22 protein-coding genes and 1 other RNA gene are annotated in these 26991 nt (G+C 66.4%); 15 read left to right on the top strand and 8 right to left on the bottom strand.

Annotation, left to right across the window (positions count from 1 at the left end; translation table 11 throughout):
* Window positions 1–112: 112 nt before the first annotated feature.
* The 4 genes from L0976_RS02240 (at window position 113) to L0976_RS02225 (ending at window position 9802) form a co-directional block, all read left to right on the top strand.
* Window positions 113–1273: an efflux RND transporter periplasmic adaptor subunit gene (locus L0976_RS02240; RefSeq protein ID WP_234185875.1), complete on the top strand. Its 1161-nt coding sequence runs from the start codon at window positions 113–115 to the stop codon at window positions 1271–1273.
* Window position 1274: 1 nt separating this feature from the next.
* On the top strand, window positions 1275–4430 hold the full coding sequence (locus L0976_RS02235) for an efflux RND transporter permease subunit (RefSeq protein ID WP_234185873.1): 3156 nt from the start codon (window positions 1275–1277) through the stop codon (window positions 4428–4430).
* Between the two features lie 107 nt (window positions 4431–4537).
* Window positions 4538–5959, top strand: coding sequence for an FAD-binding oxidoreductase (locus L0976_RS02230; protein ID WP_203319269.1), 1422 nt, complete (start codon window positions 4538–4540; stop codon window positions 5957–5959).
* A gap of 42 nt (window positions 5960–6001) precedes the next feature.
* Window positions 6002–9802 (top strand): AsmA family protein, encoded by a 3801-nt coding sequence (locus tag L0976_RS02225; protein WP_234185871.1) that lies wholly within the window; start codon window positions 6002–6004, stop codon window positions 9800–9802.
* On the opposite strand, the gene L0976_RS02220 is transcribed toward L0976_RS02225, so the two are convergent.
* The 4 genes from L0976_RS02220 to ssrA all read right to left on the bottom strand — a co-directional run bounded on the left by L0976_RS02220 (window position 9795) and on the right by ssrA (window position 11303).
* Window positions 9795–10025 (bottom strand): ribbon-helix-helix domain-containing protein, encoded by a 231-nt coding sequence (locus L0976_RS02220; RefSeq protein WP_234185869.1) that lies wholly within the window; start codon window positions 10023–10025, stop codon window positions 9795–9797. The genes L0976_RS02225 and L0976_RS02220 overlap by 8 nt on opposite strands.
* Before the next feature lie 82 nt (window positions 10026–10107).
* On the bottom strand, window positions 10108–10305 hold the full coding sequence (locus L0976_RS02215) for a DUF4169 family protein (protein ID WP_234185867.1): 198 nt from the start codon (window positions 10303–10305) through the stop codon (window positions 10108–10110).
* 8 nt (window positions 10306–10313) lie between these two features.
* On the bottom strand, window positions 10314–10832 hold the full coding sequence (locus L0976_RS02210; protein ID WP_234185866.1) for an SspB family protein: 519 nt from the start codon (window positions 10830–10832) through the stop codon (window positions 10314–10316).
* A gap of 110 nt (window positions 10833–10942) precedes the next feature.
* Window positions 10943–11303: a transfer-messenger RNA gene (gene ssrA, locus L0976_RS02205) on the bottom strand.
* Between the two features lie 145 nt (window positions 11304–11448).
* Between ssrA and L0976_RS02200 the strand changes: the two genes are divergently transcribed.
* The 7 genes from L0976_RS02200 to L0976_RS02170 all read left to right on the top strand — a co-directional run bounded on the left by L0976_RS02200 (window position 11449) and on the right by L0976_RS02170 (window position 17275).
* Window positions 11449–11760 carry a DUF2853 family protein gene (locus L0976_RS02200; protein WP_203319265.1) on the top strand — a complete coding sequence of 104 codons (312 nt, stop codon included), beginning with the start codon at window positions 11449–11451 and terminating at the stop codon, window positions 11758–11760.
* 87 nt (window positions 11761–11847) lie between these two features.
* Window positions 11848–12642 (top strand): thymidylate synthase, encoded by a 795-nt coding sequence (locus L0976_RS02195; RefSeq protein WP_234185858.1) that lies wholly within the window; start codon window positions 11848–11850, stop codon window positions 12640–12642.
* 22 nt (window positions 12643–12664) lie between these two features.
* Window positions 12665–13198: a dihydrofolate reductase gene (locus tag L0976_RS02190; RefSeq protein ID WP_234185857.1), complete on the top strand. Its 534-nt coding sequence runs from the start codon at window positions 12665–12667 to the stop codon at window positions 13196–13198.
* Window positions 13199–13349: 151 nt separating this feature from the next.
* Entirely contained in the window at window positions 13350–14477 is a 1128-nt protein-coding gene (gene hflK, locus L0976_RS02185) for an FtsH protease activity modulator HflK (protein WP_234185855.1), read from the top strand.
* On the top strand, window positions 14477–15424 hold the full coding sequence (hflC, locus tag L0976_RS02180; protein WP_234185854.1) for a protease modulator HflC: 948 nt from the start codon (window positions 14477–14479) through the stop codon (window positions 15422–15424). The genes hflK and hflC overlap by 1 nt, the downstream gene beginning before the upstream one ends.
* Before the next feature lie 10 nt (window positions 15425–15434).
* Window positions 15435–15623, top strand: coding sequence for a DUF2065 domain-containing protein (locus L0976_RS02175; protein ID WP_234185852.1), 189 nt, complete (start codon window positions 15435–15437; stop codon window positions 15621–15623).
* A gap of 125 nt (window positions 15624–15748) precedes the next feature.
* Complete coding sequence (locus L0976_RS02170; RefSeq protein ID WP_370643553.1) at window positions 15749–17275, top strand: DegQ family serine endoprotease; 1527 nt, start codon at window positions 15749–15751, stop codon at window positions 17273–17275.
* Between the two features lie 100 nt (window positions 17276–17375).
* On the opposite strand, the gene serB is transcribed toward L0976_RS02170, so the two are convergent.
* Window positions 17376–18269, bottom strand: coding sequence for a phosphoserine phosphatase SerB (gene serB / locus L0976_RS02165; RefSeq protein WP_234185850.1), 894 nt, complete (start codon window positions 18267–18269; stop codon window positions 17376–17378).
* Between serB and miaA the strand changes: the two genes are divergently transcribed.
* Window positions 18268–19191, top strand: a complete 924-nt coding sequence (gene miaA, locus L0976_RS02160; protein WP_234185844.1) for a tRNA (adenosine(37)-N6)-dimethylallyltransferase MiaA — start codon at window positions 18268–18270, stop codon at window positions 19189–19191. The genes serB and miaA overlap by 2 nt on opposite strands.
* Here miaA and L0976_RS02155 read toward each other — a convergent pair.
* Complete coding sequence (locus L0976_RS02155) at window positions 19169–21202, bottom strand: ATP-binding protein (protein ID WP_255695781.1); 2034 nt, start codon at window positions 21200–21202, stop codon at window positions 19169–19171. The two genes, miaA and L0976_RS02155, sit on opposite strands and share 23 nt — an antisense overlap.
* A gap of 373 nt (window positions 21203–21575) precedes the next feature.
* On the opposite strand from L0976_RS02155, the gene L0976_RS02150 reads away from it, so the two are divergent.
* The gene (locus L0976_RS02150; protein WP_203319256.1) at window positions 21576–23354 is read left to right on the top strand and encodes an acetolactate synthase 3 large subunit; all 1779 of its coding nucleotides are present in this window, start codon (window positions 21576–21578) and stop codon (window positions 23352–23354) included.
* Window positions 23355–23371: 17 nt separating this feature from the next.
* On the top strand, window positions 23372–23944 hold the full coding sequence (ilvN, locus tag L0976_RS02145) for an acetolactate synthase small subunit (RefSeq protein ID WP_203319255.1): 573 nt from the start codon (window positions 23372–23374) through the stop codon (window positions 23942–23944).
* Window positions 23945–24129: 185 nt separating this feature from the next.
* Here ilvN and L0976_RS02140 read toward each other — a convergent pair whose 3' ends face one another.
* Window positions 24130–24975 (bottom strand): aldo/keto reductase, encoded by an 846-nt coding sequence (locus L0976_RS02140; protein ID WP_234185835.1) that lies wholly within the window; start codon window positions 24973–24975, stop codon window positions 24130–24132.
* Window positions 24976–25095: 120 nt separating this feature from the next.
* Between L0976_RS02140 and L0976_RS02135 the strand changes: the two genes are divergently transcribed.
* The gene (locus L0976_RS02135) at window positions 25096–25689 is read left to right on the top strand and encodes a LysE family translocator (protein ID WP_234185833.1); all 594 of its coding nucleotides are present in this window, start codon (window positions 25096–25098) and stop codon (window positions 25687–25689) included.
* 98 nt (window positions 25690–25787) lie between these two features.
* Here the strand turns inward: L0976_RS02135 and L0976_RS02130 are convergent, their stop codons facing one another.
* Window positions 25788–26879 carry an AbrB family transcriptional regulator gene (locus L0976_RS02130; RefSeq protein ID WP_234185831.1) on the bottom strand — a complete coding sequence of 364 codons (1092 nt, stop codon included), beginning with the start codon at window positions 26877–26879 and terminating at the stop codon, window positions 25788–25790.
* Between the last annotated feature and the right edge of the window lie 112 nt (window positions 26880–26991).

The raw sequence follows: 26991 nt of genomic DNA, 5'->3' as shown, positions 1-26991 counted from the left end.
ACAATTGCGTAATGATCGTATTCTTTCGTTGCCGGTTCATTTCCAAAGCGGGATACTCGCCCTATGTCGCGTCGCAACAGGCGGCGGTTCGCTTCCATTGGAGAGAGTGTGCATGCGGGTTTGGAAACAGCTCCTCATCAGCCTTGGCGTCATTTTGGCCGGGGTACTGCTATGGGGCCGCTTCGCGCCGGGGGCGAACGACATGCTGGAGGCCGCGGGCCTGCCGGGCACGCTTGTCGCCGCCATCGCGCCCGCGGATAAAAGCGAGGCGGACGGCGGCGGCAGGGGGGACGGCAACCGCACGTTCGGCGGCGGGGCGACGCTCGTCGCCACCAAGCCCGTCGCCATGGCCGTCGTCAACGACCGGCTGAACGCCATCGGCGACGGCGAGGCGATCCGCACCGTGACGGTGACGCCCTACGCGACCGGCAACCTCACCGAGGTCCTCGTGGAATCGGGCGACCGGGTGAAGCAGGGGCAGGTGATCGCCCGCCTCGACAGCGAGGAACAGAAGATTGCCGCGGACCAGGCGCGCGTGGCGCGGCAGAGCGCGGACCAGAAGCTCAAGCGCCTGCAGAACCTCCGCTCCTCGACCAGCCTTGCGGACTTGCAGGACGCCCAGACCGCGCTTTCGGCGGCGGAACTTGCACTGCGGAATGCCGAGCTGGCACTCAGCCGCCGCGACATCATCGCGCCCTATGGTGGTGTGGTCGGCATCATCGCGGTCAATCCCGGCGACTATGTCACGACGTCGACGGCGATCGCGCGCATCGACGACCGGTCGGAAATCCTCGTCGACTTCTGGGTCCCGGAGCGTTTCGCCACCAGCGTGCGCGTCGGCGGCGACGTGACGGCGATGGCGGTCGCGCGGCCCGGCGAGACCTTTACGGGAAAGGTGCAGGCGATCGACAACCGCATCGACCAGGAAAGCCGGACGCTGCGCGTGCGCGCCCGCATAGCCAATCCCGAAGACCTGCTGCGCGCCGGCATGTCCTTCCAGGTGACGATGCGCTTCGAAGGCGATCTCTATCCGAGCGTCGATCCGCTTTCCGTCCAGTGGAGCGCCGACGGCTCCTATATCTGGAAGGTCAAGGGCGACAAGGTCGAGCGCGTGCCGGTCCATATCGTCCAGCGCAATCCCGACAAGGTGCTCGTGCGGGCGGAGCTCGCCAAGGGAGACCAGGTCGTCACGGAGGGCGTGCAGACGCTTCGGCCGGGCGGCGCGGTGCGCACCGCCGAGCAGCAGACGCCCGCCGTGACGGAGGGCTCGTAATATGGCGGGCGAGACGGGCGGGCTCAACGATTCCGGCAAGGCGGGCTTTACCGCGCTCTTCATCCGGCGGCCGATCTTCGCCCTCGTCCTCAACACGCTGATCGTCGTCGCCGGTCTTGCGGCCTTCAACGGCGTGGAGATCCGCGAGCTTCCCTCCGTCGACCAGCCGGTCATCAGCGTGACCACCACCTTCGACGGCGCCTCGCCGGAGACGGTGGACCGCGAGCTGACCGACGTCATCGAGGGCGCGGTCTCGCGCGTGCAGGGCATCAAGGACATTTCCTCGGTGTCCTCCTTCGGCCGCAGCCGCGTCACCCTGCAATTCTCCGACACCACCGACGTCAACCAGGCCGCCAACGACGTGCGCGACGCGCTCGGCCGCGTGGCGAACCAGATTCCCGACGGCGCCGAGGAGCCGCGCGTGGTCAAGGCCGATGCGGACAGCCAGCCGATCATGCGCCTTGCGCTCACCTCCGACACGCAGTCCCTCGAAGACCTGACGCTGCTCGCCGAAAACGAGATCACGGACCGGCTCGCCTCCGTCGAAGGGGTGGCCGACGTCGTCGTCTACGGCGACCAGGAGAAGATCTTCCGCGTCGACGTCGACCAGTCGAAGCTCGCGGCGCGCGGCCTGACGGTGGCGGACCTGCGCAATGCGCTGGCGACCGCGTCCTTCGACGTGCCGGCCGGCTCGCTGAAGAGCCGGAGCCAGGACATCACGGTGCGCGCGACGGCGGACCTTGCCAAGCCCGCCGACTTCGAGAACCTGATCCTGAAGAACCGCGTGCGGCTCGGCGACGTCGCCATGGTGACGCTCGGGCCGGACGAGGGCTCGACGGCGCTGCGCTCGAACGGCCGGCAGGGCATCGGCCTCGGCATCATCCGCCAGGCGCAATCCAACACGCTCGACATCTCCGAGGGCATCAAGCAGATGGTCTCGCGCCTCGGCGGCGTCCTGCCGGAGGGCACGCAACTCAAGATCACCAGCGACGACGCCGTCTTCATCGACGGGGCGATCCACGAGGTGGAGATCGCGCTCGTCGTCGCCGTGCTGATCGTGACGCTCGTCATCTATCTCTTCCTGCTCGACTGGCGAGCGACGCTCATCCCGACGATCAGCATGCCGATCGCGCTGATCGGCACGATCGCGGCCATCTACATGGCGGGCTTTTCCGTCAACATCCTGACGCTGCTCGCCATCGTGCTGGCGACCGGCCTCGTGGTGGACGACGCCATCGTGGTGCTGGAAAACATCGTGCGCCGGCGCGCCGAGGGCCTGAAGCCGCGCGCGGCGGCGATCCACGGCACGCTCGAAGTGTTCTTCGCCGTCATCGCGACCACGGCGACGCTCGCCGCCGTCTTCGTACCGCTCTCCTTCCTGCCGGGGCAGGCGGGGCGGCTCTTCCGCGAGTTCGGCTTCGTGCTGGCCTTCGCCGTGCTGCTCTCCTCCTTCGTGGCGCTGACGCTCTGCCCGATGCTGGCCTCGCGCATGCTGACGAAGGAGGTGAAGCATGACCATACCGGCCCTCTCGCCCGCATCGGCGCGGCGGCCTCGCGCTTCTACCGCTCGACGCTGAGCGCCTGTCTCGGCGCGCCCCTCATCGTCTTCATCGCCGCGCTGCTCTTCACCGCGGCGGGGACCGTCTCCTTCTTCACCATCAAGTCCGAGCTGACGCCGAGCGAGGACCGCTCGATGGTCATGCTGCGCGTGAACGCGCCGCAGGGCGTGTCGCTGGAATATGCCCAGGACCAGATGAAGCTGATCGAGAACAAGCTGCGGCCGCTCTACGACGACGGCGAGATCGTCAACATCTTCTCCATCTCGGGGCAGGGCGGCTCGACGAACAGCGGCTTCATGGTGCTGACGCTGGCGCCGTGGAGCGAGCGCGACCGCACGCAGCAGCAGATCGTGCAGGACATCAACGCGGCGGTGGCGACCGTGCCGTCCGTGCGCACCTTCGCCATGCAGCCGAACAGCCTCGGCATTCGCGGGGCGGGCAACGGCCTGCAGGTGGCGCTGGTCGGCAACGACTACACCAAGCTCGGCAATGCGGCGGCCGAGCTCGTGCGCAAGATCGAGGACAGCGGCCGCTTCCAGAACGTGCGCCTCAACTACGAGGCCAACCAGGCGCAGCTTTCCGTGACGATCGACCGCGAGCGCGCCGCCGATCTCGGCATCGACATCACCGGCCTCTCGGCCGCGCTGCAGGCGATGCTGGAAGGCACCAGCGTCGTCGACGTCTATGTCGAGGGGCAGGCCTATCCGGTGAAGCTGTCCTCCACCACGACGCCGATCAACGACCCGATGGACCTGGAGAACATCTTTCTCAAGACCGGCGACGGCAAGATCGTGCCGATGTCCTCCATCGCCTCGCTGGAGGAGAAGGCCGTCGCGCCGCAGCTCTCGCGCGAGCAGCAGTTGCGCGCCGTCTCGCTTTCCGCCGGCCTCAAGGACGGGCTGGCGCTCGGCGATGCGCTGAAAATGGTGCAGGACATGGCCGAGCCGCTGCTGCCCGAGGGATCGCGCCTGATGCCGATGGCGGAAGCCGCGACGCTGCAGGAGAATTCGAGCGGCCTCATCGTCACCTTCGGCTTTGCCATCGCCATCATCTTCCTCGTTCTGTCGGCGCAGTTCGAGAGCTTCGTCAGCTCGATCATCATCATGGTGACGGTGCCGCTCGGCCTTGCCTGCGCGGTCTTCGCGATGATCCTGACGGGCACGACGCTCAACATCTACAGCCAGATCGGCCTCGTGCTGCTCGTCGGCATCATGGCCAAGAACGGCATCCTCATCGTCGAGTTCGCCAATCAGTTGCGCGACCGCGGGCAGGACATCCGCAGCGCCATCGAGAACGCCTCGAACATCCGCCTGCGCCCCGTCCTGATGACGATGATCGCCACCGTCGTCGGTGCGCTGCCGCTGGTGCTGGCAAGCGGGGCGGGGGCGGAAGCGCGCATCTCGCTCGGCTGGGTGCTGGTCGGCGGGCTCGGGCTTGCGACGGTCGTGACGCTCTACCTGACGCCCGTCGCCTATCTGGTGATCGCCCGCTTCACCAGTCCGCATGCGGACGAGGAGAAGCGCCTTGCCGCCGAGCTGGAGCATGCCGCCACGCTCGGGCGGCGCGAGGACGAGGCCCTGCCGCAGGCGGCGGAGTGACGGCCGGCCCGCCCGCCTCCGGCAAATGCTGATGATGAGCCGATATTGCGGCTGGACAGCCGTGCGCCAATTTGCTGAGTAATCCTCGCAGAATTGAGGACCTCACGATGGCACTGGCGGATATCAGGAACGGCACGCGCAACGAGAAGGGCATCGCCGAGGCGCTTTCCCGCCTCGCCGGGCGCTTCGGTCCGCGCTTCCAGACCGGCGAGGCGGTCCGTACCCAGCACGCGCACACCACGACCTACATTCCCGCCCAGCTTCCCGACGGCGTCGTGTTCGTGGAGAATGCGCGGGAGGTGCGGGCGGTTGTCGGCCTGTGCGCCGAGCTCAAGGTGCCGGTCGTCCCCTTCGGGACGGGCTCGTCGCTGGAAGGGCAGGTCAATGCGCCCGACGGCGGGATCTCCATCGATTTCAGCAACATGAAGCGCGTGCTGGAGGTCAACGCCGAGGATCTCGACTGCACCGTCGAGCCCGGCATCACCCGCGAGGAGCTGAACACCTACCTGCGCGATACCGGCCTGTTCTTCCCCATCGACCCCGGCGCGAACGCCTCGATCGGCGGCATGGCCTCAACGCGCGCCTCCGGCACCAATGCCGTGCGCTATGGCACGATGAAGGACAATGTGCTTGCCGTGACGGTGGTGACGGCCACCGGCGAGGAGATCCGCACCGCGCGCCGGGCGCGCAAGTCCTCGGCCGGCTACGATCTCACGCGTCTTTTCGTCGGCGCGGAGGGAACGCTCGGCGTGCTGACCTCGGTCACGCTGCGCCTTCAGGGCATTCCCCCGGTCATCGCCGGGGGCGTTTGCGGTTTCCCCACGCTGAAGGACGCCTGCAACGCGGTGATCATGACCATCCAGCTCGGCATTCCCGTGGCGCGCATCGAGCTCGTCAACACGCTGCAGATCAAGGCCTGCAACGCCTATTCGGGGCTCACCCTGCCGGAGCAGCCGACGCTCTTCGTCGAGTTCCACGGCAACGAGGAGAGCGTGCGCCTGCAATCGGAGGAATTCGGCGCCATCGCCGCCGAATGCGGCGGCGGCACCTTCCGGTGGACCGCCGACGCCGCCGAGCGCGCCAGGCTCTGGAAGGCGCGGCACGACGTCTACTGGGCGGCGAAGGCGTTGCGGCCCGGCCATGCCGTGATCGCGACGGATGTCTGCGTGCCCATCTCGCGGCTGGCCGACTGCGTGGCGGAGACGGAAATCGACATCGAGGAGCACGGCCTTCTCGCGCCCATCGTCGGCCATGCCGGCGACGGCAATTTCCACGTCAGCCTCGTCTTCGACGACAAGGACCCGGCGCATGTGGCGAAGGTCGAGGCTTTCGTCGGGCGGCTCAATGCACGCGCGCTCGCCATGGACGGCACCTGCACCGGCGAGCACGGCATCGGCCAGGGCAAGCAGGCCTTCCTGCCCGAGGAGCTCGGCGGCTCGGTACTGCTGATGAAGCAGATCAAGCGCGCGCTCGATCCGGACAACATTCTCAATCCCGGCAAGATTTTTTCGACCCTGCCGGAGAATTAGGCGCTATCGTGAAGCGGTGGAACGGAATTCGAGGCGTGCGGCGTGCTTTCTAGGATCATGCTCTTTGTCGGCGGCCTGGTGGTCGTGGCGCTCTTTGCGGCGCTGCTCGCCCCGCTCTTCGTCGACTGGACCAGCTTCCGGCAGGATTTCGAGCGCGAGGCGAGCCGCATCATGGGCCGCCCCGTCACGGTGTATGGCAGCGTCGATGCGCGCCTGATCCCGTTCCCCTCCGTGACCTTGAACGACGTGCGTGTCGGCTCGCCGGAAGACGGCAAGCCGCTGGTCGAGGTCGCGCGCTTTTCCATGGATGCGGAGCTCGCGCCCTTCCTTTCCGGCGAGGCGCTGATCTTCGACATGCGCATCGAGGAGCCGAAGGCGCGCATCAAGCTCTTCGAGGACGGCACGCTGGACTGGGCGCGCGGCCGGCGGTCGGACATTCCGGCCCGCACCGTCATCCTGGAAAACGTCTCCATCACCGACGGGCAGATCGAGTTCGTCGACGAGCAGACCGGCCGCACGCGCCATGTCGCGGGTCTCGACGCGCAGGTCTCGGCAAAGTCGCTCGGCGGGCCGTGGCGCATCGACGGGCGCGCGGCGCTCGACGGCGAGAGCGGCGCGTTCCAGCTTTCCAGCGGGCAGGTGGAGAACGGCGAGCTTTCCATGCGCGCCCGCATCGTGCCGGACAAGCTCTCCTATACCGCCGATCTCGACGGGGTGCTGAAGGTGGTGGATTTCCGCCCGCAATACCAGGGCAGCTTCACCCTTTCCGAGAAACAGCCTGCGGACGGCGAGGGCGCCGGCGAACCGATCCGCGTCGCCGGCAAGTTCGAGCTTTCCAACGAGCGCATCCGCGTGCCCGAATATCGCCTAGAGGCCGGCCCGCGCGAGGATCCCTATACGGTGACGGGCGAGGCGACGCTCGACACGGGGCGCGCGCCGGAATTCCTCCTGACCGCCGACGGCCAGCAGATCGATGTCAGCCGCATCGGCAAGAACGGGGAGGGCGGCAAGACCGGGCGCAACCCGCAGGTTTCCGCCCGCCAGCGTCTCCAGGGGCTTCTCGCCATCGCCGCCGATATTCCGATCCCGCAGGTGCCGGGCCGCGCGAACCTCTTCCTGCCGGCCGTGGTGGTCGGCGACACGACGGTGCGCGAAATCCGCCTCGACGTGAAGCCGGACGGCGACGGCTGGCGGATCGACCGTGCCGAAGCGCTCCTGCCCGGCCGCACGGCGCTGGAGGCGAAGGGACGCCTGACGCTGCACACGAACCGCGGCTTCACCGGCAACATGCTGGTCGCCTCCAACCAGCCCTCGGGCCTTGCGGCGTGGCTGGCGGGCTCCGTCGATCCGGAAATCCGCAAGCTCAAGACCGCCGGTTTTTCCGCCGAGGTGAACCTGACGGACGAGTTGCAGCGCTTCGAGAACCTCGAGATCGCCGTCGGCGGCGCGTCGCTGACGGGCCGGATGGAGCGGGAATCGCGCGCCGATGCCGCGCCCGCGCTCTCGCTCCAATTGCGCGGCAGCGAGGTGGAGCTGGAATCGCTCCAGGCGCTCGCCGGCCTCGTGGCGGGCGACGCCTCGCTCTCCACGGTGCTTGCCCATTCGATCGCGCTCGACATCAAGGCGGATCGCCTGCTGGCCTTCGGCGAAAGCGCCGATGACGTCGATGCCGTGCTGTCGATGAAGGACGGGCTCCTGACCCTCGACCGCCTGAATGTCGCCGCGCTTGCGGGCGCCGCGCTTTCGGCGAGCGGCACGCTCGGGGGCACGCTGCTTGACCCGAGTGCCGGGCTCGACCTCAGGCTGAAGGCGGCGGCGATGCGGCCGGTCGCGGAACTGCTGGCGCGCCACCTGCCGGCCCATCCGCTGCTGTCCCGCTTCCTCGCCAATGCGGGCTACTATGACGACGCCGATCTTTCCCTTCGCGCGGTCGTTTCCGGGGAAGAGGGGAAGCCTGCGACCTTCACGCTGACCGGGCCGGTGAATGACGGGCGCGTCGAGATGAAACTGTCTGCCGCAAGCCTTGCCGGCCTGCTGGACGGCAGTGATTTCGAGCTGGAGGGCAGCCTCTTCAATCCCCAGTCCGTCGTGCTTGCGGGGCAGATCGGGCTCGATCCGCTGCCCTTCGACGCTGATCCTGACGGCAGCGTCACGTTTCGCCTGACGCAGCCCGCCGCGGGGCCGGCCAGCGTTTCGGCCGCCTTCAACGCCGGCACAACGTCGATTTCCGCCAAGGGAACGGCGGTTCTTTCTGCCGAGGACTTTGCGACCGGATCGCTCGCGCTTTCGGTCAAGAGCGACGACATAGAACCCTACCTGATGATGAACGGCATCGCCTTGCCGCAGGGCGGCGCGGGATTGCCGCTGACCTTGCAGGCATCGGTGACGACGAGCGCCGATGCCATCGCGATCAGCGACCTTGCCGGCAAGGCGGACCAAAACGGCTTTTCCGGCATGCTGACGCTCGACCGCACGGCGCCGGTGCTTGCGGGCACGGGCGCGCTGCGTTTCGACACGGTGGATTTCGCCTTCCTTGCCGAGGCGGTGGCCGGCTCGGTGACGGATGTCGCCGAAGGCGGGTTGAACGCCGCGCCGCTCGGCCAGCCGCTTCAGGAGGGCGCCGACATGACCGTGGCATTGGAGGCTGGATCGTTCTGGCCGGGACTCTATGGCGCGGTGGAAGGCTTCAAGGGCAACCTTGCCTGGAAGGGCGGCGAGCTGACGCTCACGGACATGGCGGGCGACTGGCTCGGCGGGAAGCTCTCCGGCCGGCTGAAGGTCGCCAAGGCGGAGGAGAACGGATTGTTCGAGGCACGGGCGGCGCTTTCCGGCGCGGACCTTTCGAAGATGGTGTGGCCGGGTCCCGGCGGAGCGGTCGCCGGCGGCAGGGCGGACGTGACGCTGGCCGTCGATGCGGCCGGCAAGAGCGTGCGCGCCATGGTCGAGGGCGCCAGCGGTTCGGGCGAGGCCAATGTGTCCGGCCTGGTGGTGCGGGGGCTTGATACCGGCGCGCTGCCCGCGCTGCTGGCGGAGGCGGACCGCATCGAAGGCGACATCACGCCGGAACGCGTTGCGGGTTTCGCCGCGGATGCCGTGCTGAACGGTGAGGCGGCGCTGGGGGCGGTGCGCATTCCCTTTGCGCTGGCGGGGGGCAAGCTGCGCGTCCAGAGCGTGGCGGCGGAGGACGGCAGGGCCCTGCTTTCCGGCGATGCGGATGTGGCGCTTGCCGACGAGACCATGACGGGTCGTCTTTCGATGACCTACAAGGCGGGCGAGGAGGCGCTGGCCGGCGCCGAGCCGGAGGTGGTGCTCGGCTATCACGGTTCCGTCGCGGCGCCGGGCATGGAGATCGACGTGCAGCCGCTTGCCAACTACCTGTCGCTGCGCCGCTTCGAGACGGAGCGCCGGCGCGTGGAGACGCTGCAGGCGAACGTCTTGGAAAAGCAGCGCCTGCGGCGGGAGGCGGCGCTCTACCGCTCGCGCGCCGAAGCGCGTGCGGCGCTTGCCGAGGCCGCGCGCCTGCAGGCGGAGGAAGAAGAGCGGCGGCGTGCGGAGGCACGCGTGCGCGCCGATCAGGAGCGCACCGCGCAGCAGGCGGCCGAGGAGGCTGAACGCGTCAAGCGCCAGGCCGCCGACGATGCCCGCCGTGCCCTCGAAGCGCAGGAAGCGGCGCGCCGGCAGGCCGAGAAGCGGGCCGCCGAGGAAGCGCGCAAGGCGGAAGAGGAGGCCAGGCGCCGCCGCCTGCCGGTCTCCCCGCAGGAAGGCGTCGAGCGCGGCGGCGAACTGCCGCCGGTGAACAGCGGGCAGAACCTGAACTTCGAGGAACTGCCCGGCGTCAACTGACCGGATCGTTGGTGGGCTCTCGCTTCAGCCATTCCAGCACGAAGAGGCGCAGGGCCGAGGAGAGGTTGCCGTCGACGCCGCGCGCGTCGTCGATTTCGCGCAGGAGCGCGGCGAGCGGCATGCCGCGTTCCCCGGCAATGCGCTTCAATTCGTCATGGAAGGCGGGCTCCAGCGAAAAGCTGGTGCGGTGGCCGTGCAGCGTCGTGGAATATTTGCGGATCATGCCCATGCTCGCACGGCGATTGAGGTCGTTGGCAGATCGATTCCGGATGTTCCGGCAAGCGGCTGAAACCGCCTGGAAAATATCAGTCCTTCGCGTCGTCGGGGCGCTCGATGCGGCCCTGGTCGAGCGCCTTTCCGGCCTTCTCGTTCAGCGCGTGCGTCAAGGATTTCTCCGCCTTGGTGCGGCCGAAGGCGATGCGGTTCTGCTCGGCCTTCTTCTCCTTGTCGGAGCGCGCCTTCTGCTTGCGGAACTGGCGGAGATTGACGACGTCGCCGCTCATCGGATGGCTCAGTTCTTCTTGCGGAAGGAATCGAGCGAGACGACCGAGCCGCCCTTGCCGTTGTCGCCACCGGTCGGCGGGGCGGGCTCCTCGCCGGCGTCCTCGACCTTCTCGGGGGAAGCGGGGTAGGCCGTGACCTCGGCGGAATGATCCTCCTCCTCTTCCACCGCCGGCACGTCGAATTCCAGCTCGAAGCTGACGGACGGGTCGTAGAAGCCGCGGATGGCGTTGAAGGGGATGACGAGCTTTTCCGGCGTGTCGGAGAAGGACAGGCCGATCTCGAACAGGCTCTCGGTGACCTTGAGGTCCCAGAACTGGTGCTGGATGACGATGGTCATCTGCTCGGAATACTTCGCCTTGAGGTGCTGCGAGATGCGCACGCCCGGGGCGTTGGTCAGGAAGGTGATGAAGAAATGATGCTCGCCCGGCAAATGACCCGTGACCGCAATTTCGGACAGGACCTTGCGAATGACGCTGCGCAGCGCGTCCTGGGCGAGAATGTCGTAGCGAATGTGGTCTTGCGCCATCCGTTCCTGTCTTTCTTCCTGCCTTTGTTTTCAGGCATTCTTCGTTCGTCTCATGCCTTCCGGCACGAGTCATCTGGCACAGCTATAGACCATTTCAAGGGATTGGAGAAGGTGAAGGCTTCTGTTGCCAGGTGCCTTCGGACCCCGCCTGCCGGTGCGACCCGTCAGGACTTTGAGTGAAGTGTCACACCGCCATTAGGCAGCGAGACGAGCTTCCGCATAGTTGTCGTTTGCAACTACAAGTTTAGCCCGATAACGGTGGTACAATGCCGAGCAAAAAGTCGATCTTTACGCCCTTGTCGATCCTATTTCGCCCCCATCAAAAGCCGGTCCGTCGAAATCGACCGGTTTTTGGTGGAGGCGCCGGGTACCGCCCCCGGGTCCAATGGGTTTATTACACCGCCCGTTTATTGCCATAGCTGCCGAGGCAGCATCCAACATATAGGCGCTCCCCCGCGCCAAGGAAAGAGGCATATGTCAATATCAGGCAAAGTTTCGCCCCGGCGGGCGGGCGGGGTGTTTATTCCCGCTTGACTTGCCGCGTCCGCTTGAAAAACATGGCGATGCGGCGGGACCGTCATGACGGCGGCGGCCGAGTGACCGTAGAGGAGACACCATGACAGACTATCTCGCAGATGTCCGCAAGTACGACAGCGGTGCCGACGAGGCCATCGTCAAGAAGATCGTGAGCCATCTGGGCATCGCCCTGCGCAACCGCGACTCCTCGCTCGTCTCCTGCTCCGATCCGGAAGAGCTGAACCGCGTGAAGGAAAAGTGGTGCGGCAAGAAGCTCGGCATCACGGGCGAGGCCGCCGACAAGGCCGTCGAGGCCGTCTGCAAGGCGATGGCGGACGACCGCTCCAAGTCGCGCGTCACCTTCTACTATCTTGCCGCCAAGGAACTCGGGAAGCTCGGCGCGCTCGCCTGAGGAAAGCCGGGAAAATCCCATTTCGCCCTATGGTCGCCGCCGTTCTGGCTCTAGTATCGAACGCTGGACAACGAATCGACGGCGACCATGCAGCAGTATCTCGACCTCCTCGCCCATGTGATGGAAAACGGCACCGACCGGGGCGACCGGACGGGCACCGGCACGCGCGGCGTCTTCGGCTACCAGATGCGCTTCGACCTTTCCGAAGGCTTCCCGGTGCTGACCACCAAGAAGCTGCACCTGCGTTCCATCATCCACGAACTCCTGTGGTTCCTGAACGGCGACACGAACGTCGCCTATCTGCGCAAGAACGGCGTGACCATCTGGGACGAATGGGCCGACGGGAACGGCGATCTCGGCCCGGTCTACGGCTATCAGTGGCGCTCCTGGCCGACCCATGACGGCCGCCATCTCGACCAGATCGCCGCCGTCCTCGACAGTATCCGCAACAATCCCAATTCCCGCCGGCACATCGTCTCGGCCTGGAACCCGGCGCTCGTCGACGAGATGGCGCTGCCGCCATGCCACTGCCTGTTCCAGTTCTACGTCGCGGAAGGCCGGCTCTCCTGCCAGCTCTACCAGCGCTCCGCCGACATCTTCCTCGGCGTGCCCTTCAACATCGCCTCCTACGCGCTGCTCACCATGATGGTGGCGCAGGCGGCCGGCCTGCAGCCGGGCGATTTCGTGCACACGCTGGGCGACGCGCATATCTATTCCAACCATTTCGACCAGGTGCGCGAGCAGATGACGCGCCGGCCGAAGCCCTTGCCCTTCATGAAGATCAATCCCGAGGTGAAGGACCTTTTCTCCTTCAAGTTCGAGGACTTCACCCTGGTCGGCTACGAAGCCGATTCAAACATCAAGGCGCCGATCGCCGTCTGATTTTCGCGAAAGGCGACCCCGCATGAACTCAGCCAAGATCGTCCTCGTCGTGGCCGTCGCGAGAAACGGCGTCATCGGCCGCGACGGCGACCTGCCGTGGCGGCTGCCCTCCGACCTCAAGCGCTTCAAGCAGCTCACCCTCGGCAAGCCCGTGCTGATGGGGCGCAAGACGTGGGATTCGATCGGCCGGCCGCTGCCGGGGCGGCCGAACATCGTCATCACCCGCGACGCAGGTTTCTCCGCGCCGGGTGCCGAGGTCGTCGCCTCGCTCGATGCGGGGCTCGCTGCCGCGCAGCGTACTGCCGAGGGGCTCGGTGTCGATGAGGTCTGCGTCATCGGCGGCGGGCAGATCTATGCGCAGGTCTTCGATCGCGCCGACACCCTGCACGTCACTCAGGTCGATGCGGACGTCGAGGGCGATACGCGTTTTCCCGCGATCGACCCGGCCGTTTTCGAGAAGGTCGCCGAAGAGCCCATCCCCCGGGGCGAGAAGGACAGCCACGCCATGCACTTCGTCACCTGGCGGCGAAAGGCGGCCTCCGGGACCAAAAATTAGCCGATCACGAACTATTTTGCCGCACGGGACTGCAACAGGTCGCGGATTTGTTGAAAGGTGCCGGAGGGATACCTATAACGGGTTCACCTCGCGTATCGTGGAGAAACAATCCGCGACATGCGGTAATGGGGATTTAAGGAAAGAGGTATTGATGCCCTGGAGCAATCAGAACGGCGGCGGCGGCCCTTGGGGCGGCGGCGGCGGCGGAAACAATCAGGGGCCATGGGGGCAGGGTCCGAACCGTCCCCGCGGCGGCGGTGGCGGCAATGGCGGCCCACCGGACCTTGAGGAGATCATCCGGCGTGGCCAGGACCAGCTCAAGAACGTCATGCCCGGCGGCTTCAACGGCGGCGTCGTCGTCATCGCGCTGCTGCTTCTCGGCGTCTTCTGGCTGATGAACGCCATCTACACCGTCCAGCCGGACGAGCGCGGCGTCGAGCTGCGCTTCGGCAAGCCGAAGCAGGAAGTCTCCATGCCCGGCCTGCATTTCCACCTCTGGCCGCTGGAGACGGTCGAACTCGTCAAGATCACCGAACAGCAGCAGAATATCGGCCGCCGCACGGCATCGTCGAATTCCGAAAGCTCCGGCCTGATGCTGACGGGCGACCAGAACATCGTCAACGTGCAGTTCTCGGTGCTCTATTCCGTCACCGATCCGCAGGCCTACCTCTTCAATCTCGAATATCCGGCCGAAACGCTGCAGCAGGTCTCCGAAAGCGCAATGCGCGAAGTCGTCGGCCGCCGTCCGGCCCAGGACATCTTCCGCGACAACCGTCAGGCGATCGCCGAGGGCGTGAAGACGACGATTCAGGCGACCATGGACGCCTATGGCGCCGGCATCTCCATCAACACCGTCGCCATCGAGGATGCGGCTCCGCCGCGCGAAGTGGCCGACGCGTTCGACGAGGTGCAGCGCGCCGAGCAGGACGAGGATCGCTTCCTTGAAGAAGCCAACCAGTACGCCAACCAGAAGCTCGGCCTTGCCCGCGGCCAGGCCGCGCAGGTCCGCGAAGAAGCGGCCGCCTACAAGGACCGCGTCGTGAAGGAAGCGGAAGGTGAGGCGGCGCGCTTCCTGTCCGTCTACGAGCAGTACAAGATCGCCCCCGACGTCACGCGCAAGCGCCTCTTCCTCGAAACGATGGAAGGTGTGATGAAGAACTCGAAGAAGGTCATCATCGACGAGAAGCAGGGCGGGCAGGGCGTCGTTCCCTTCCTTCCGCTGAACGAGCTCGGCCGTGCCACGACCCAGCAGCAGCAGCAGAGCGGAGGCACTCAGTAATGGGCAACCGTATACCAGCCATTCTGATCGCCGTCGGCGTTCTCCTCTTCATCGCCTATTCGTCGGTGTTCGTCGTCAACGAGCGCCAGCAGGCGATCGTCATCCGCTTCGGCCAGATCCAGGACGTCAAGACGGAGCCCGGCCTCTACTTCAAGCTGCCCTTCGGCTTCATGGATGCCGACAGCGTCCAGTATATCCAGGACCAGGCGCTGCGCTTCGACCTCGACGACATCCGCGTCCAGGTCTCGGGCGGCAAGTTCTACGAGGTCGACGCCTTCGTGGTCTACAAGATCACGGATGCCCGCCGCTTCCGCGAAGCGGTCTCGGGCGACCGCGAATCGGCGGAATCGCGCCTTCGCACCCGTCTCGACGCCGCGCTTCGCCGCGTCTACGGTCTGCGCGGCTTCGAATCCGCCCTCTCGGAAGAGCGTGCCTCGATGATGCGCGAAGTGCGCGGCGAACTGACGAACGACGCCTCCAACCTCGGCCTGACGATCTCCGACGTGCGTATCCGCCGCACCGACCTGACGCAGGAGGTCTCGCAGCAGACGTTCGAGCGCATGAAGGCCGAGCGCCTTGCCGAAGCCGAGCTGATCCGCGCCCGCGGTAACGAGGCGGGCCAGCGCCGGCGCGCCATCGCCGACCGCCAGGTCGTCGAGTTCATCGCGGCCGCCCAGCGCGACTCGGAGATCCTGCGAGGCGAAGGCGAAGGCGAGCGCAACCGCGTGTTCGGCGAAGCCTTCTCGCAGGACCCGGCCTTCTTCGACTTCTACCGGTCGATGAGCGCCTACCGGGATGCGATGAGCTCGCCGGACACGACGCTGGTCCTGTCGCCGCAGTCGGAATTCTTCCGCTACTTCGAGAATGCCGACGGCGCGATGCCTGCGGCGGCCCCGGGCGCGGCGAACGGCACGGCAACGCCGCCGGCACCGGCACCGGCGAACTGAGAACGCATCCGTGTCCGATTTCCTGACGGGGATCGCGTTCTTCCTGATCATCGAGGGGCTGGTGTACGCACTGGCCCCTTCGGTTTTGCGGCGCATGGCGGAATATCTGCCGCAGATTCCCGAACAGCAGCTGCGCGTTTGCGGGCTTGCCGCCGTCGCGCTCGGCGTCGTGATGGTGTGGTTCATTCGCGGCGCCTGAAGCCCGCCCTTGCGAGCGGCGGCGAAGACGGGCAAGACTTCAGGCAAATCATCGCGGCGGACTGATTTTTGCCGTATCCGGCGCAAACACTCGCCGCGACAGCCAGAACGAAGAGGATGCCGAACATGGCTTTGAAGATGAGGTCCAGCGCAGCCCGGACGGTGCTCGCGCTTGCGATGGGTTTTTCGTTCTCGGCAGGACCGCTCGCCGTTCCGGCGAAGGCCGAGGTGAAGCCGGCCGGCCCCGAATCGGTTGCGGATCTCGCTGAAGGCCTGCTCGACGCGGTGGTGAACATCTCCACCTCCCAGAACGTCAAGAACGAAGACAAGGCGCCTATGCCCCAAGTGCCGGAAGGCTCGCCGTTCCAGGACTTCTTCGACGAGTTCTTCAAGGGCGAAGGCGGCGAGGGCGGCAACCAGCCGCAGACGGTCAATTCGCTGGGCTCGGGCTTCGTCATCGATTCCGCCGGCTTCATCGCCACCAACAACCACGTCATCGAAGGCGCCGACGACATCGAGGTGAACTTCGCCAACGGCTCCAAGCTGAAGGCCAAGCTGGTCGGCACCGACCCGAAGACCGACCTCGCGCTCCTCAAGGTCGAGCCGAAATCGCCGCTCAAGGCCGTGCCGTTCGGCGATTCGCGCGTCATGCGCATCGGCGACTGGGTGATGGCGATCGGCAATCCGTTCGGCCTCGGCGGCTCCGTGACGATCGGCATCATCTCGGCGCGCGGGCGCAACATCAATGCCGGGCCCTACGACAACTTCATCCAGACCGATGCCGCCATCAACCGCGGCAATTCCGGCGGGCCGCTCTTCAACATGAAGGGCGAGGTCATCGGCATCAACACGGCGATCATCTCGCCGTCGGGCGGATCGATCGGCATCGGCTTCTCGGTGCCGACGGAACTGGCGCAGAACATCTTCCTGCAACTTCGCGACTATGGCGAGACGCGCCGCGGCTGGCTCGGCGTGCGCATCCAGCCCGTCACCGACGACATCGCCGAAAGCCTCGGCATGAAGGAGACGAGGGGTGCCCTGGTCGCCGGCGTCATCAAGGGCGGGCCGGTCGACAACGGCACGATCACGACGGGCGACGTCATCGTCCGCTTCGACGGCAAGGAGGTGCGCGAGATGCGCGACCTGCCGCGCGTCGTCGCCGAAAGCCCTGTCGGCAAGGCGGTGGACGTCGTGCTCCTGCGCAATGGCAAGGAGATGACCGTGAAGGTCACGCTCGGCCGCCTCGAGGACGGCGAGAAGCAGGCGGATGCCGAGGACGAGGTCACGCAGGACGAGGGCACCGCCGAGGAAGGAACCGCGCCCGAGACGGGCGGCGAGGTCGAACCGAAGGCGGCTGACACGGTGCTCGGCATGGGGATCGGCAACCTCGACGAGGATGCGCGCAAGACCTTCCAGATCGCCGAAAGCGTCAAGGGCGTTGTCATCACCGAGGTCGCTCCGTCCTCGGCCGCCGCCGAACGCGGGATCGTGCCGGGCGACGTGATCGTCGAGATCGGCCAGGAAGCGGTGACGACGGCGGAGGAGGTCAAGAGCCGCATCGCCAAATTGAAGTCGGAAGACCGGCGCAATGCGCTGATGATGATTTCCAACCGCACCGGCGCGCTGCGCTACATCACCGTGCGCATCGACTGAGGGAAAGGCGAGTCCCGCCAGGGGCTTGCCGATGATTCCGGAGAATTCGATTCGGGCCGCTGAGGTGACGCTTCAGCGGCCTTTTGCCGAACGGAGACGATCAGACGCCGGTCACGAAGTCGGATTTGCGGTAGCCTTGCAGGTAGAGGAGCGCGGTGAGGTCGCCGTGGTCGATTCTTATCTTCGCCTCGGCCGCGACGGCGGGCTTGGCGTGCAGCGCGACGCCGGCGCCGGAAAGGTGCAGCATGCCGAGGTCGTTCGCGCCGTCGCCGACGGCCATGGCTTCGCCGGGCGAAATGCCGAGGCGTTCGGCGATGTCGACGAGCGCATCCACCTTGGCCTGCTTGCCGAGGATCGGTTCGGCGACCTCGCCGGTCAGCTTGCCGTCGGCGTGGAGCAGGATGTTGGCCCGGTTCTCGTCGAAGCCGAGCGTTTCGGCGATGCGGCTGGTGAAGACGGTGAAGCCGCCGGAAACGAGCGCGGTGTAATATCCCTTCGCCTTCATGGTCGCGATGAGCTGGCGCCCGCCGGGCGTCAGCGTGATGCGCTTTTCGATCACGTCGCCGATGACGGAGACCGGCAGGCCCTTCAGGAGGGCGACGCGCTCGCGAAGGGCGGGCTCGAAGGCGATCTCGCCGTTCATGGCGCGCGCGGTGATGGCGGCGACCTTGTCCTTGAGGCCGACTTCGGCGGCAAGCTCGTCGATGCATTCCTGGCCGATCATCGTCGAATCCATGTCGGCGATCAGCAGCTTCTTGCGCCGCGTCTCGGCCTCCTGAACGGCAAGGTCGATCGGCGCGCCGGCAATGACCGCGAGGATCGCGTCGCGGGCGGCGTGGATGTCGCCATCGTCGCGCAGCGCGATATCGCAGGCGATGCCGTCGGCGAGCCAGTAGAGGCCGGACGCCTTGACGGCGTCCGCCGCCTTTTCGGCGAGGGCGGGCGTCAGGACAGGATTTGACGGATTGGCGACAAGCGTGGCAACGAAAGCCATGATGAGAAACCTTGATCGAAAGCAGGACGCGATCCTGATAACGGGCCCGACGGCAAGCGGCAAGTCCGCGCTCGCCGTCCGGCTTGCGACCGAGCACGGCGGCGTCGTGGTCAATGCGGACAGCATGCAGGTCTACGATACGCTGAACATCCTGACGGCCCGCCCCCAGCCGGAGGAGATGGGCGGCATCGAGCACCGACTCTACGGCCATGTGCCGGCGGGCGCCGCCTGTTCCACCGGCGACTGGCTGCGCGAGGCGGCGGCCCTTGTCGGCGAATTGCGCGCGCGGGAAAGGCTTCCCGTCTTCGTCGGCGGGACAGGGCTTTATTTCCGCGCGCTGACGGGCGGGCTGTCGGACATGCCGGTCATTGCCGACGACGTGCGGGAGCGGATGCGCGGCCGGCTGGCTGCCGAAGGTGCAGAAGCGCTCCACCGGGAGCTGGCCGCGCGCGATGCGCAAACGGCCGCCCGCCTGATGCCGGGCGACGGCCAGCGCATCGTGCGTGCGCTGGAGGTGCTGGAGGCGACGGGCAGGTCGATAACCGCCTTCCAGGCGGCGACGGGGCAGGCGGTGATCGACCCGCTGCGGGCGGAGAAGATCGTCGTGCTGCCCGACCGGGCAACGCTTGCCGCCCGCATCGACCGGCGTTTCGGCGCGATGCTGAAATCCGGCGCGGTGGAGGAGGTGAAGGCGCTGCTGGCGCTCGGTCTTTCCCCTGCCATGCCCGTGATGAAGGCGATCGGCGTGCCGCAGATCACGGCCATGCTGGCAGGCGAGATGAGCGAGGCGGAGGCCGCCGAGCGCGGCGCGGCCGCCACCCGGCAATATGCCAAGCGCCAGATGACATGGTTTCGCAACCAGCTCGACGAGAGCTGGCGGCGGATCGATCCCGAGGCCGCTATCGCCGGATCAGGCTGCTGAGCGGCTTCTTCAGGAGCTGCTCGCGAATGGAGCCTTCCCGCCGCGGCTCCTGCTGCTCGCCGAAGGCGGGGCGCGGCGTCTGGCGGTAGGGATCGGCGGCGGGACGCGGCGGCTCGGAGGCGAGCTCGCGCCGAACGGCTTCGAAACGTTCCCGGGGCGATGGTTCATAGGCGCCGGCGGCGCCCGGCAGCATGTCCGGCCGGTAGGGCTCATGGACCGGCGGCGCTGAAGGCGCGCGAGGGGCGGGCGCCGCGCTCTGGAGCGCTTCTATGTAATCTTCCTCGTCCTCGTAGGGGGCGTCCTCGTAGCCGGTCGGCAGCGGGTCGTTCCGGCCTTGCGCCGAGAGGTAGGAATTCTGGAAGCTCGAAATGTCCGGGCCCGATACGGCCCGCATGCGGGCGACGATTGAGCGCAGGTCGACGCTTTGCGGCGTATCGTCCCCGGCCTTGAGGCCGGTGCCGTTCGCTTTCGGCAGGCGGTTCGTCTCGACGCGGGAAAAGCGCATGCGCATCGGCACGGCGACGGCCTCGCCGAAGGCGATGGCCTCGCCATTGCCGATCGAGGAGATGAAGCTTGTCGTCGAGGAGGAGGAGTTGGGGATCGCCGAGCGGATGATCTCCTGGTCGTGATCGTTGGCAAGGCGCATCGCGAAGATCGTCGAGCACTGGGAAAGGATGGTCGGGTCGAGCTCGCCGGGACGCTGGGTGATGATGCCGAGCGAGACGCCGTATTTGCGGCCTTCCTTGGCGATGCGGGCGATGGCCTGGCGCGTCGGCGTGAAGCCGAGGTTGGGATCGGCCGGCACGTAGCGGTGCGCCTCCTCGCAGACAACGAGCATATGCACGCCGCCATTGCTCCACAGCCCGATTTCGAAGGCCATGCGGCAGAGCACCGAGGCGACCGAATTGACGACTTCCGACGGGATGCCGGCAAGCTGGAAGGTCGTTACCGGCTTGCCCTCGCCGGGAATGCGGAAGATGCGGGCGATGGTGTCGAGGATCGTGTCGGTGATCGTGTTCGAGGAGAACATGAAATGGTAGCGCGGGTCGTTGATCGCCGCCATGATCCTCACCTTGAGCGAGCGCAGGTGCGGTTTTTCCGCCCGGCCTTCGAGCCGGCCGATGCGCTCGTCGATGAGGGCGAGCAGGTCGGCGATGCGGAAGGGCACCGGCGTGTCCGCCGTGACCGAGCTTTTCTCGCTGGTGCGCCGCACGAGGCCGCTTTCCGGCGAGCCGCGGAAGGCGCGCTTGGCCTCCGGCACGAGATCGCGCAGGATGTCCATCTCCTCGACCACCGGCGGGCGGCCGCGGAAGACGACCTCGGCGAACTCGTCCAGCCGGAACAGCCAGAAGGGCAGTTCCAGCGTATCGGTATCGATGACGACGGCTAGGTCGCCGAAGGCGGAGGCGAATTCGTTGTGCGGGTCGAGGATCAGCACGCGCAGGCTGGGATCGGCCTGGATCGCCTTGTGAAGCAGCAGGGTGACGGAGGTGGACTTGCCGACGCCGGTGGTGCCGACGATGGCGAAATGCTTCTCCAGCATGGAGGGAACGTGGATCGTCGCGTCGAGGCTTTCGTCCTGCGTCAGCTTGCCGATGACGCACACGTCCTTCTTGCCGGTGTCGTAGACCATCGCGAGGTCCGAGGCGCGGATGCGGTGAGCGATGGCGCCGAGATAGGGATAGTCGGTGATGCCGGCGGAGAATTCCTCGCGGCCGTCCGCGCTGACGCGAATCTCGCCCAGAAGCTCGACCTCGACGCGGAAGATCGTGTCGTGGTGCTCCGTCCAGTTCTGCTGGTCGGTGGACATGGAATAGACGAGTGCGACGATACGGTTGCGGCCGACGGAGATGGAGATGAGCCGGCCGACGACCCACAGTTCCGTGAGCGCCGTCTCGCCGGCTTCGGCCATCGCGCTGATGGTGGCATGCGAGCCGTTGCAGGCGACGACGCGGCCCAGCAGGCGGTTTCCGGCCGCCATTCCGTCGCGGCGATCCTGTTCGCCGGCCATCAGAGAGGACTGAAAATCATTGTTCAGCACGTCCGGCACTCCTTGCCATCAGGCCCGACCTTACCGAAGGCCACTTAATAAGAGGTTTCGAATTGAAGCGCCTCCGGGTCGCGTCCTGCGGCCCTTGCCGAAAAGCGTGCCATTGCGGGACAGACCGAAAGGCGTTGACGCGCGTTTGCTTTGCCGTTAACAATCCGCACCATGAAAAATCTGACGGCTATCATTCTTGTGGTGGGAAGGCGCATGGGCAGGGTGGTGTAACCATCCGGCGAAAGCACCCATGCGCGGTAAGCAGGCTCCTCCAGGGGCCTTTTTTTATGCCCAGAAGTTCGATAATCACCCTGAAATGCGAAAAGAGACGGACGGAAATCCGATGAGCGGAACAGAAAACCAGATGACGGGCGCCGAAATTGTCTTGCAGGCCCTGAAAGACAACGGCGTTGAACATATCTTCGGCTATCCGGGCGGCGCCGTCCTGCCGATCTATGACGAGATCTTCCAGCAGGACGACATCGAGCACATCCTCGTGCGCCACGAGCAGGGCGCCGGCCACATGGCCGAAGGCTATGCCCGCTCCACCGGTAAGGTCGGCGTCATGCTCGTCACCTCCGGCCCCGGCGCGACCAATGCCGTGACGCCGCTGCAGGACGCCCTGATGGATTCCATCCCGCTCGTCTGCCTCACCGGCCAGGTTCCGACCACGCTCATCGGATCGGACGCCTTCCAGGAGTGCGACACGGTCGGCATCACGCGCCCCTGCACCAAGCACAACTGGCTGGTCAAGGACGTCAACGAGCTCGCCCGCATCATCCACGAGGCGTTCCGCGTCGCGCAGTCCGGCCGGCCGGGGCCGGTCGTCGTCGACATTCCCAAGGACGTCCAGTTCGCGACCGGCACCTATACGCCGCCGTCCGACGCGCCCGTCCAGAAGAGCTACCAGCCGAAGGTCCAGGGCGATGCGAACCAGATCGCGGCGGCCGTCAGCCTGATGCGCTCCGCGCGCCGGCCGATCATCTATTCCGGCGGCGGCGTGGTGAATTCCGGCCCGGAAGCCTCGCGCCTCCTGCGCGAGCTGGTCGAGATCACCGGTTTCCCGATCACCTCGACGCTGATGGGCCTCGGCGCCTATCCGGCTTCCGGCAAGAACTGGCTGGGGATGCTCGGCATGCACGGCTCCTACGAGGCGAACATGGCGATGCATGACTGCGACGTCATGGTCTGCATCGGCGCGCGCTTCGATGACCGCATCACCGGCCGCCTCAACGCGTTTTCGCCGAACTCGAAGAAGATCCATATCGACATCGACCCGTCCTCGATCAACAAGAACGTCCGCGTCGACGTTCCGATCGTGGGCGATGTCGGCAATATCCTGGAAGACATGGTCCGCCAGTGGCGGGCGAGCGCGAAGGACTACGACAAGGCGGCCCAGGCCGACTGGTGGACGTCCATCGCCAAGTGGCGGGCACGCAACTCGTTTGCCTACAAGGCGAGCGACGACGTGATCATGCCGCAATATGCCATCCAGCGGCTCTACGAGCTGACCAGGGACCGCGACACCTACATCACGACGGAAGTCGGCCAGCACCAGATGTGGGCCGCGCAGTTCTACGGCTTCGAGCAGCCGAACCGCTGGATGACCTCCGGCGGCCTCGGCACGATGGGCTACGGCTTCCCGGCGGCGATCGGCGTGCAGGTCGCGCACCGCGACAGCCTTGTCATCGACATTGCCGGCGATGCCTCGATCCAGATGTGCATCCAGGAAATGAGCTGCGCGGTGCAGTATAACCTGCCGGTCAAGATCTTCATCCTGAACAACCAGTATATGGGCATGGTGCGCCAGTGGCAGCAGCTGCTGCACGGCAACCGCCTGTCGAATTCCTATACGGAAGCCATGCCCGATTTCGTCAAGCTGGCGGAAGCCTATGGCGGCGTCGGCATCGCCTGCGACAAGCCGGCCGACCTCGATGCGGCCATCCAGGAGATGATCGACGTCAAGCGCCCGGTCATCTTCGACTGCCGCGTCGCCAATCTCGCGAACTGCTTCCCGATGATCCCATCGGGCAAGGCGCATAACGAAATGCTGCTGCCCGACGAGGCCACGGACGAAGCGGTCGCCAATGCGATCGACGCCAAGGGCCGCCAGCTCGTTTGATGAAAAGGTAGAGAACCATGAACGCACACCTTCAGCCCACGGGCTCCGCCTACTTCATCGCCAAGGAGACGCAGGTCGCCGAGAGCCATACGCTCTCGGTTCTCGTCGACAACGAGCCGGGCGTCCTTGCCCGCGTCATCGGGCTGTTCTCCGGCCGCGGCTACAATATCGAGAGCCTGACGGTTTCCGAGACCGAGCATGAAGCGCATCTTTCGCGCATCACCATCGTCACGCGCGGCACGCCGGGCGTCCTGGAGCAGATCAAGTCGCAGCTCGAGCGCATCGTGCCCGTCCACCGCGTGGTCGACCTCACCGTCCGCGCCAAGGTCCTCGGCCAGGAGCGGCCGATCGAGCGCGAAGTGGCGCTGGTGAAGATCGTCGGTTCCGGCGAGATGCGGCAGGAGACGTTGCGCCTTGCCGACGCCTTCCACGCCAAGGTCGTCGATGCGACGACGGAGCATTTCATCCTGGAGATCACCGGCAAGTCCTCCAAGATCGACCAGTTCGTGGCGATCATGAAGCCGCTCGGGCTCGTCGAAGTCTGCCGCACCGGTATCGCCGCGATGAACCGCGGCCCGCAGGGAATGTGAGCTTTTGCACGGGCGGTCGGCGGGATTGAAGCCTTGCCTTGCCTCGCCCGCTGCCGTCATCCTCGGCCTTGTGCCGAGGATCTGCCAACGTATTGAAAAAACGGGACTTTGCAGATGCTCGGGACAGGCCCGAGCATGACGAAGGAGAGGCTTTCGGACCTTCCCGGCGGGAAGCCCTTTTCGTTTCAGATCATTTCCAGCGGTCGCTTGCGCGTCGGCGGCGGGAAGGCTTCGTCGAGGTGGCGGAGGTCTTCCGACGTGAGGCGGATCTCGCAGGCGCGGGCATTCTCGCGCACGCGCTCGGGCGCGCCCGATTTCGGGATGGCGATGACGCCGGGTCTCGTGAGCAGGAAGGCGAGGGCGACCTGCGCGGCGCTGGCATCGTGGATGCGGCCGATCTCCTCCAGCGCCGGATGGCCGACAAGACGGCCCTCGTCGAGGGGCGAATAGGCCATGACCGGAATGCCCTGCACCTGGCTCCAGCGCAGGAGATCGTATTCGATGCCGCGGCGGGCAAGGTTGTAGAGCACCTGGTTGGCGGCGGGGCGGGCCGGCTCGACGGCGCCCAGCAGTTCCTTCATGTCGGGTTCGTCGAAGTTGGAGACGCCCCAGGCGCCGATCTTGCCCTCGGCCTTCAGCGTCTCGAAGGCCTCGACGGTCTGCGCGAGCGGGTGGCGGCCGCGCCAGTGCAGGAGGTAGAGATCGATATGATCGGTGCCGAGCCGCCTCAGGCTCGCCTCGCAGGCGGCAACCGTGCCGGTGCGGCTGGCATTGCCGGGCAGCACCTTGCTGACGAGGAAGACCTCGTCCCGCCGGCCGCGGATCGCCTCGCCGACGACCTCCTCCGCGCCGCCGTCGGCGTACATTTCCGCCGTGTCGATCAGTGTCATGCCAAGGTCCAGCCCCGTGCGCAGGCTGGCGGCTTCCTCGGCCGCAGACGCGCGGCTTTCGCCCATGTGCCAAGTGCCGAGGCCGAGGGCCGGCACCTGCCGTCCGCCGGGAAGGGTGACTGCCGGTAGTTCCGCTTTCATGCCGCGCTCCATGAACAATGCATCGCCGGCCGGAATTGTCTCAATGACAAGAATTGGCTGGCCGTAGCCGAGAGATGGACTATCAATCGGAAAAAACAATACGGATCACAAGAGTCTGCCATGCAGATCGAAATCTTTCTTGCGCTGCTCGTCTTCGCCCTCACGACCTCGATAACCCCCGGACCCAACAACATGATGCTCTTCGCCTCGGGCGTGAACTTCGGTTTCGTCCGGACGATCCCGCATATGTGCGGCATCGGCGTCGGCTTCCTCGTGCTGCTGCTTGCCGTCGGTTTCGGTCTCGGCGCGCTGCTGGACGCCGTGCCGCTCGTCTATACCGTGCTGAAATTCGCCGGCGGCGCCTATCTCGTCTGGATCGCCTGGAAGATCGGCACCTCGCGCAGCATCGGCGAGGGCAGGGCCGGTACACGGCCGATGAGCTTCCTCGAAGCCGCTGCCTTCCAGTGGGTCAACCCGAAGGCGTGGGTCATGGCCGTTTCCGCCATGGCGACCTATACGAATGCGGCGAACTATACGGCAAGCGTGCTGATCGTCGGCGTCGCCTTCGCCATCGTCAATTTCCCGAGCGTTTCCACCTGGGCCGGCTTCGGCTCGGCGCTGCGCCAGTGGCTGTCCGATCCGGTGCGGCTGAAATGGTTCAACATCGCGATGGCGCTCCTGCTCGTGGCAAGCCTCTGGCCGATGCTGCGCTAGAGCATTTCCGCTTTTCTTCGAATCGCGAAAATGCTCTATCCTTTTGTTTTTACGCAATTCCGGACGCAAAACCGCTGCGCACTTTTGCTGGAATTGCTCTAGGACCTGTCGGCCATGAAGCGGGCGAGCCAGGGGCCGATCAGGGTCACGAGGATCAGCCGCGCCGTCTGGAGCGTCATGACGAAGGCGATGTCGACCTTGCTGGAAGCCGCGATGACGGCGATCGAATCGAGCCCGCCGGGGCTGGTCGCGAGATAGGCGGTCAGCGGATCGACGCCGAGGACGAGGATCAGCAGGCCGGCGAGCAGGCCCGAAAAGGAGATCAGCGCGATGATCGAGACGATGGTCGGCAGCAGCGCGCGGCGCGCATGCAGGAGGATGGCGCGGGTGAAGCCGAGGCCGATGTTCCAGCCGAGCAGGGTGAAGGCGGCGACGAGCAGCCATTGCGGCAGGACGATCGTCACGGTGCCGGCGGAGTTCAGCACCGAGGCGATGGCGAAGGGCACCAGGAAGGCGCCGGCCGGGATGCGCAGCCTCTGGCCGACGAGCCCGGAAAGGACGCCGATGGCCAGCATCGCGGCGAGCGGCAGCATCGGCACCGGCTCGAACCAGGCGTGGGGCGGTGGCGCCGCGCCGTCGTGGCCGCCGAAATGGGCGACGAGCGTTGCAAGGCTCGCGACGAAGACGACGCGCAGATACTGCATGAAGGCGACGAGGCGGATGTCTGCCCCGTAGGCTTCCGCCATCACCATCATGGTCGAGGCGGCGCCGGCGGACGAGCCCCAGATCGCCGTCGTGCCGGGCAGGATGCCGGTGCGGGCGATCAGCCAGCCGGACAGCGTGCTGACGCCGATGACGGAGAGCACGACCAGCAGCATCAGCGGCCAGTTCCGGGTAAAGGTGCCGACGAAATCCTGCGACACCATGGTCGCGATCATCAGCGCCAGCACGACCTGCACGAGGAAGAAGAAGACGCGCGGCAGGCGGATCGACCCGCCGCCGATGGCGACGAGGATGCCGGCGAGCATGGGCCCCATCAGGAGGGCGGCCGGGAAGCCCGCGGCTTCGAGCGGCAGGGTGGTCGCGATCGACAGGAGGGCGACGAGGCCCCACTGCAGGGGCGCAGGCAGTCGGGCGAGGCCGGCAGGCGGTGTGGGGCTGTCGTTCGGCGTGCGGGAGGCGGGGGACAAATCATCGCTCCGGAAGTTGCGCCCTCAATATCGCGTCATGCGGCTTTCGAACAGGGCCAAATACGGGGGTGGGTTTTCTCCCGGGCGCTCCGCAGGGCGTTGCCTCTTGCTT

This window comes from Shinella sp. NM-101 (genome assembly GCF_021401195.1).
GTDB lineage: Bacteria > Pseudomonadota > Alphaproteobacteria > Rhizobiales > Rhizobiaceae > Shinella.
The sequence above is the reverse complement of the archived record's forward strand: the minus strand, read 5'-3'. Positions and strand labels throughout refer to the sequence as shown.

Excerpts from the sequence above, each read along its gene's own strand:
- L0976_RS02240 (WP_234185875.1), top strand. The coding sequence starts at position 113 with ATGCGGGTTTGGAAACAGCTCCTCATCAGCCTTGGCGTCATTTTGGCC.
- L0976_RS02235 (WP_234185873.1), top strand. The coding sequence starts at position 1,275 with ATGGCGGGCGAGACGGGCGGGCTCAACGATTCCGGCAAGGCGGGCTTT.
- L0976_RS02230 (WP_203319269.1), top strand. The coding sequence starts at position 4,538 with ATGGCACTGGCGGATATCAGGAACGGCACGCGCAACGAGAAGGGCATC.
- L0976_RS02220 (WP_234185869.1), bottom strand. The coding sequence starts at position 10,025 with ATGATCCGCAAATATTCCACGACGCTGCACGGCCACCGCACCAGCTTT.
- L0976_RS02215 (WP_234185867.1), bottom strand. The coding sequence starts at position 10,305 with ATGAGCGGCGACGTCGTCAATCTCCGCCAGTTCCGCAAGCAGAAGGCG.
- L0976_RS02210 (WP_234185866.1), bottom strand. The coding sequence starts at position 10,832 with ATGGCGCAAGACCACATTCGCTACGACATTCTCGCCCAGGACGCGCTG.
- L0976_RS02200 (WP_203319265.1), top strand. The coding sequence starts at position 11,449 with ATGACAGACTATCTCGCAGATGTCCGCAAGTACGACAGCGGTGCCGAC.
- L0976_RS02195 (WP_234185858.1), top strand. The coding sequence starts at position 11,848 with ATGCAGCAGTATCTCGACCTCCTCGCCCATGTGATGGAAAACGGCACC.
- L0976_RS02190 (WP_234185857.1), top strand. The coding sequence starts at position 12,665 with ATGAACTCAGCCAAGATCGTCCTCGTCGTGGCCGTCGCGAGAAACGGC.
- hflK (WP_234185855.1), top strand. The coding sequence starts at position 13,350 with ATGCCCTGGAGCAATCAGAACGGCGGCGGCGGCCCTTGGGGCGGCGGC.
- hflC (WP_234185854.1), top strand. The coding sequence starts at position 14,477 with ATGGGCAACCGTATACCAGCCATTCTGATCGCCGTCGGCGTTCTCCTC.
- L0976_RS02170 (WP_370643553.1), top strand. The coding sequence starts at position 15,749 with ATGGCTTTGAAGATGAGGTCCAGCGCAGCCCGGACGGTGCTCGCGCTT.
- miaA (WP_234185844.1), top strand. The coding sequence starts at position 18,268 with ATGATGAGAAACCTTGATCGAAAGCAGGACGCGATCCTGATAACGGGC.
- serB (WP_234185850.1), bottom strand. The coding sequence starts at position 18,269 with ATGGCTTTCGTTGCCACGCTTGTCGCCAATCCGTCAAATCCTGTCCTG.
- L0976_RS02155 (WP_255695781.1), bottom strand. The coding sequence starts at position 21,202 with ATGGCCGGCGAACAGGATCGCCGCGACGGAATGGCGGCCGGAAACCGC.
- L0976_RS02150 (WP_203319256.1), top strand. The coding sequence starts at position 21,576 with ATGAGCGGAACAGAAAACCAGATGACGGGCGCCGAAATTGTCTTGCAG.
- ilvN (WP_203319255.1), top strand. The coding sequence starts at position 23,372 with ATGAACGCACACCTTCAGCCCACGGGCTCCGCCTACTTCATCGCCAAG.
- L0976_RS02140 (WP_234185835.1), bottom strand. The coding sequence starts at position 24,975 with ATGAAAGCGGAACTACCGGCAGTCACCCTTCCCGGCGGACGGCAGGTG.
- L0976_RS02135 (WP_234185833.1), top strand. The coding sequence starts at position 25,096 with ATGCAGATCGAAATCTTTCTTGCGCTGCTCGTCTTCGCCCTCACGACC.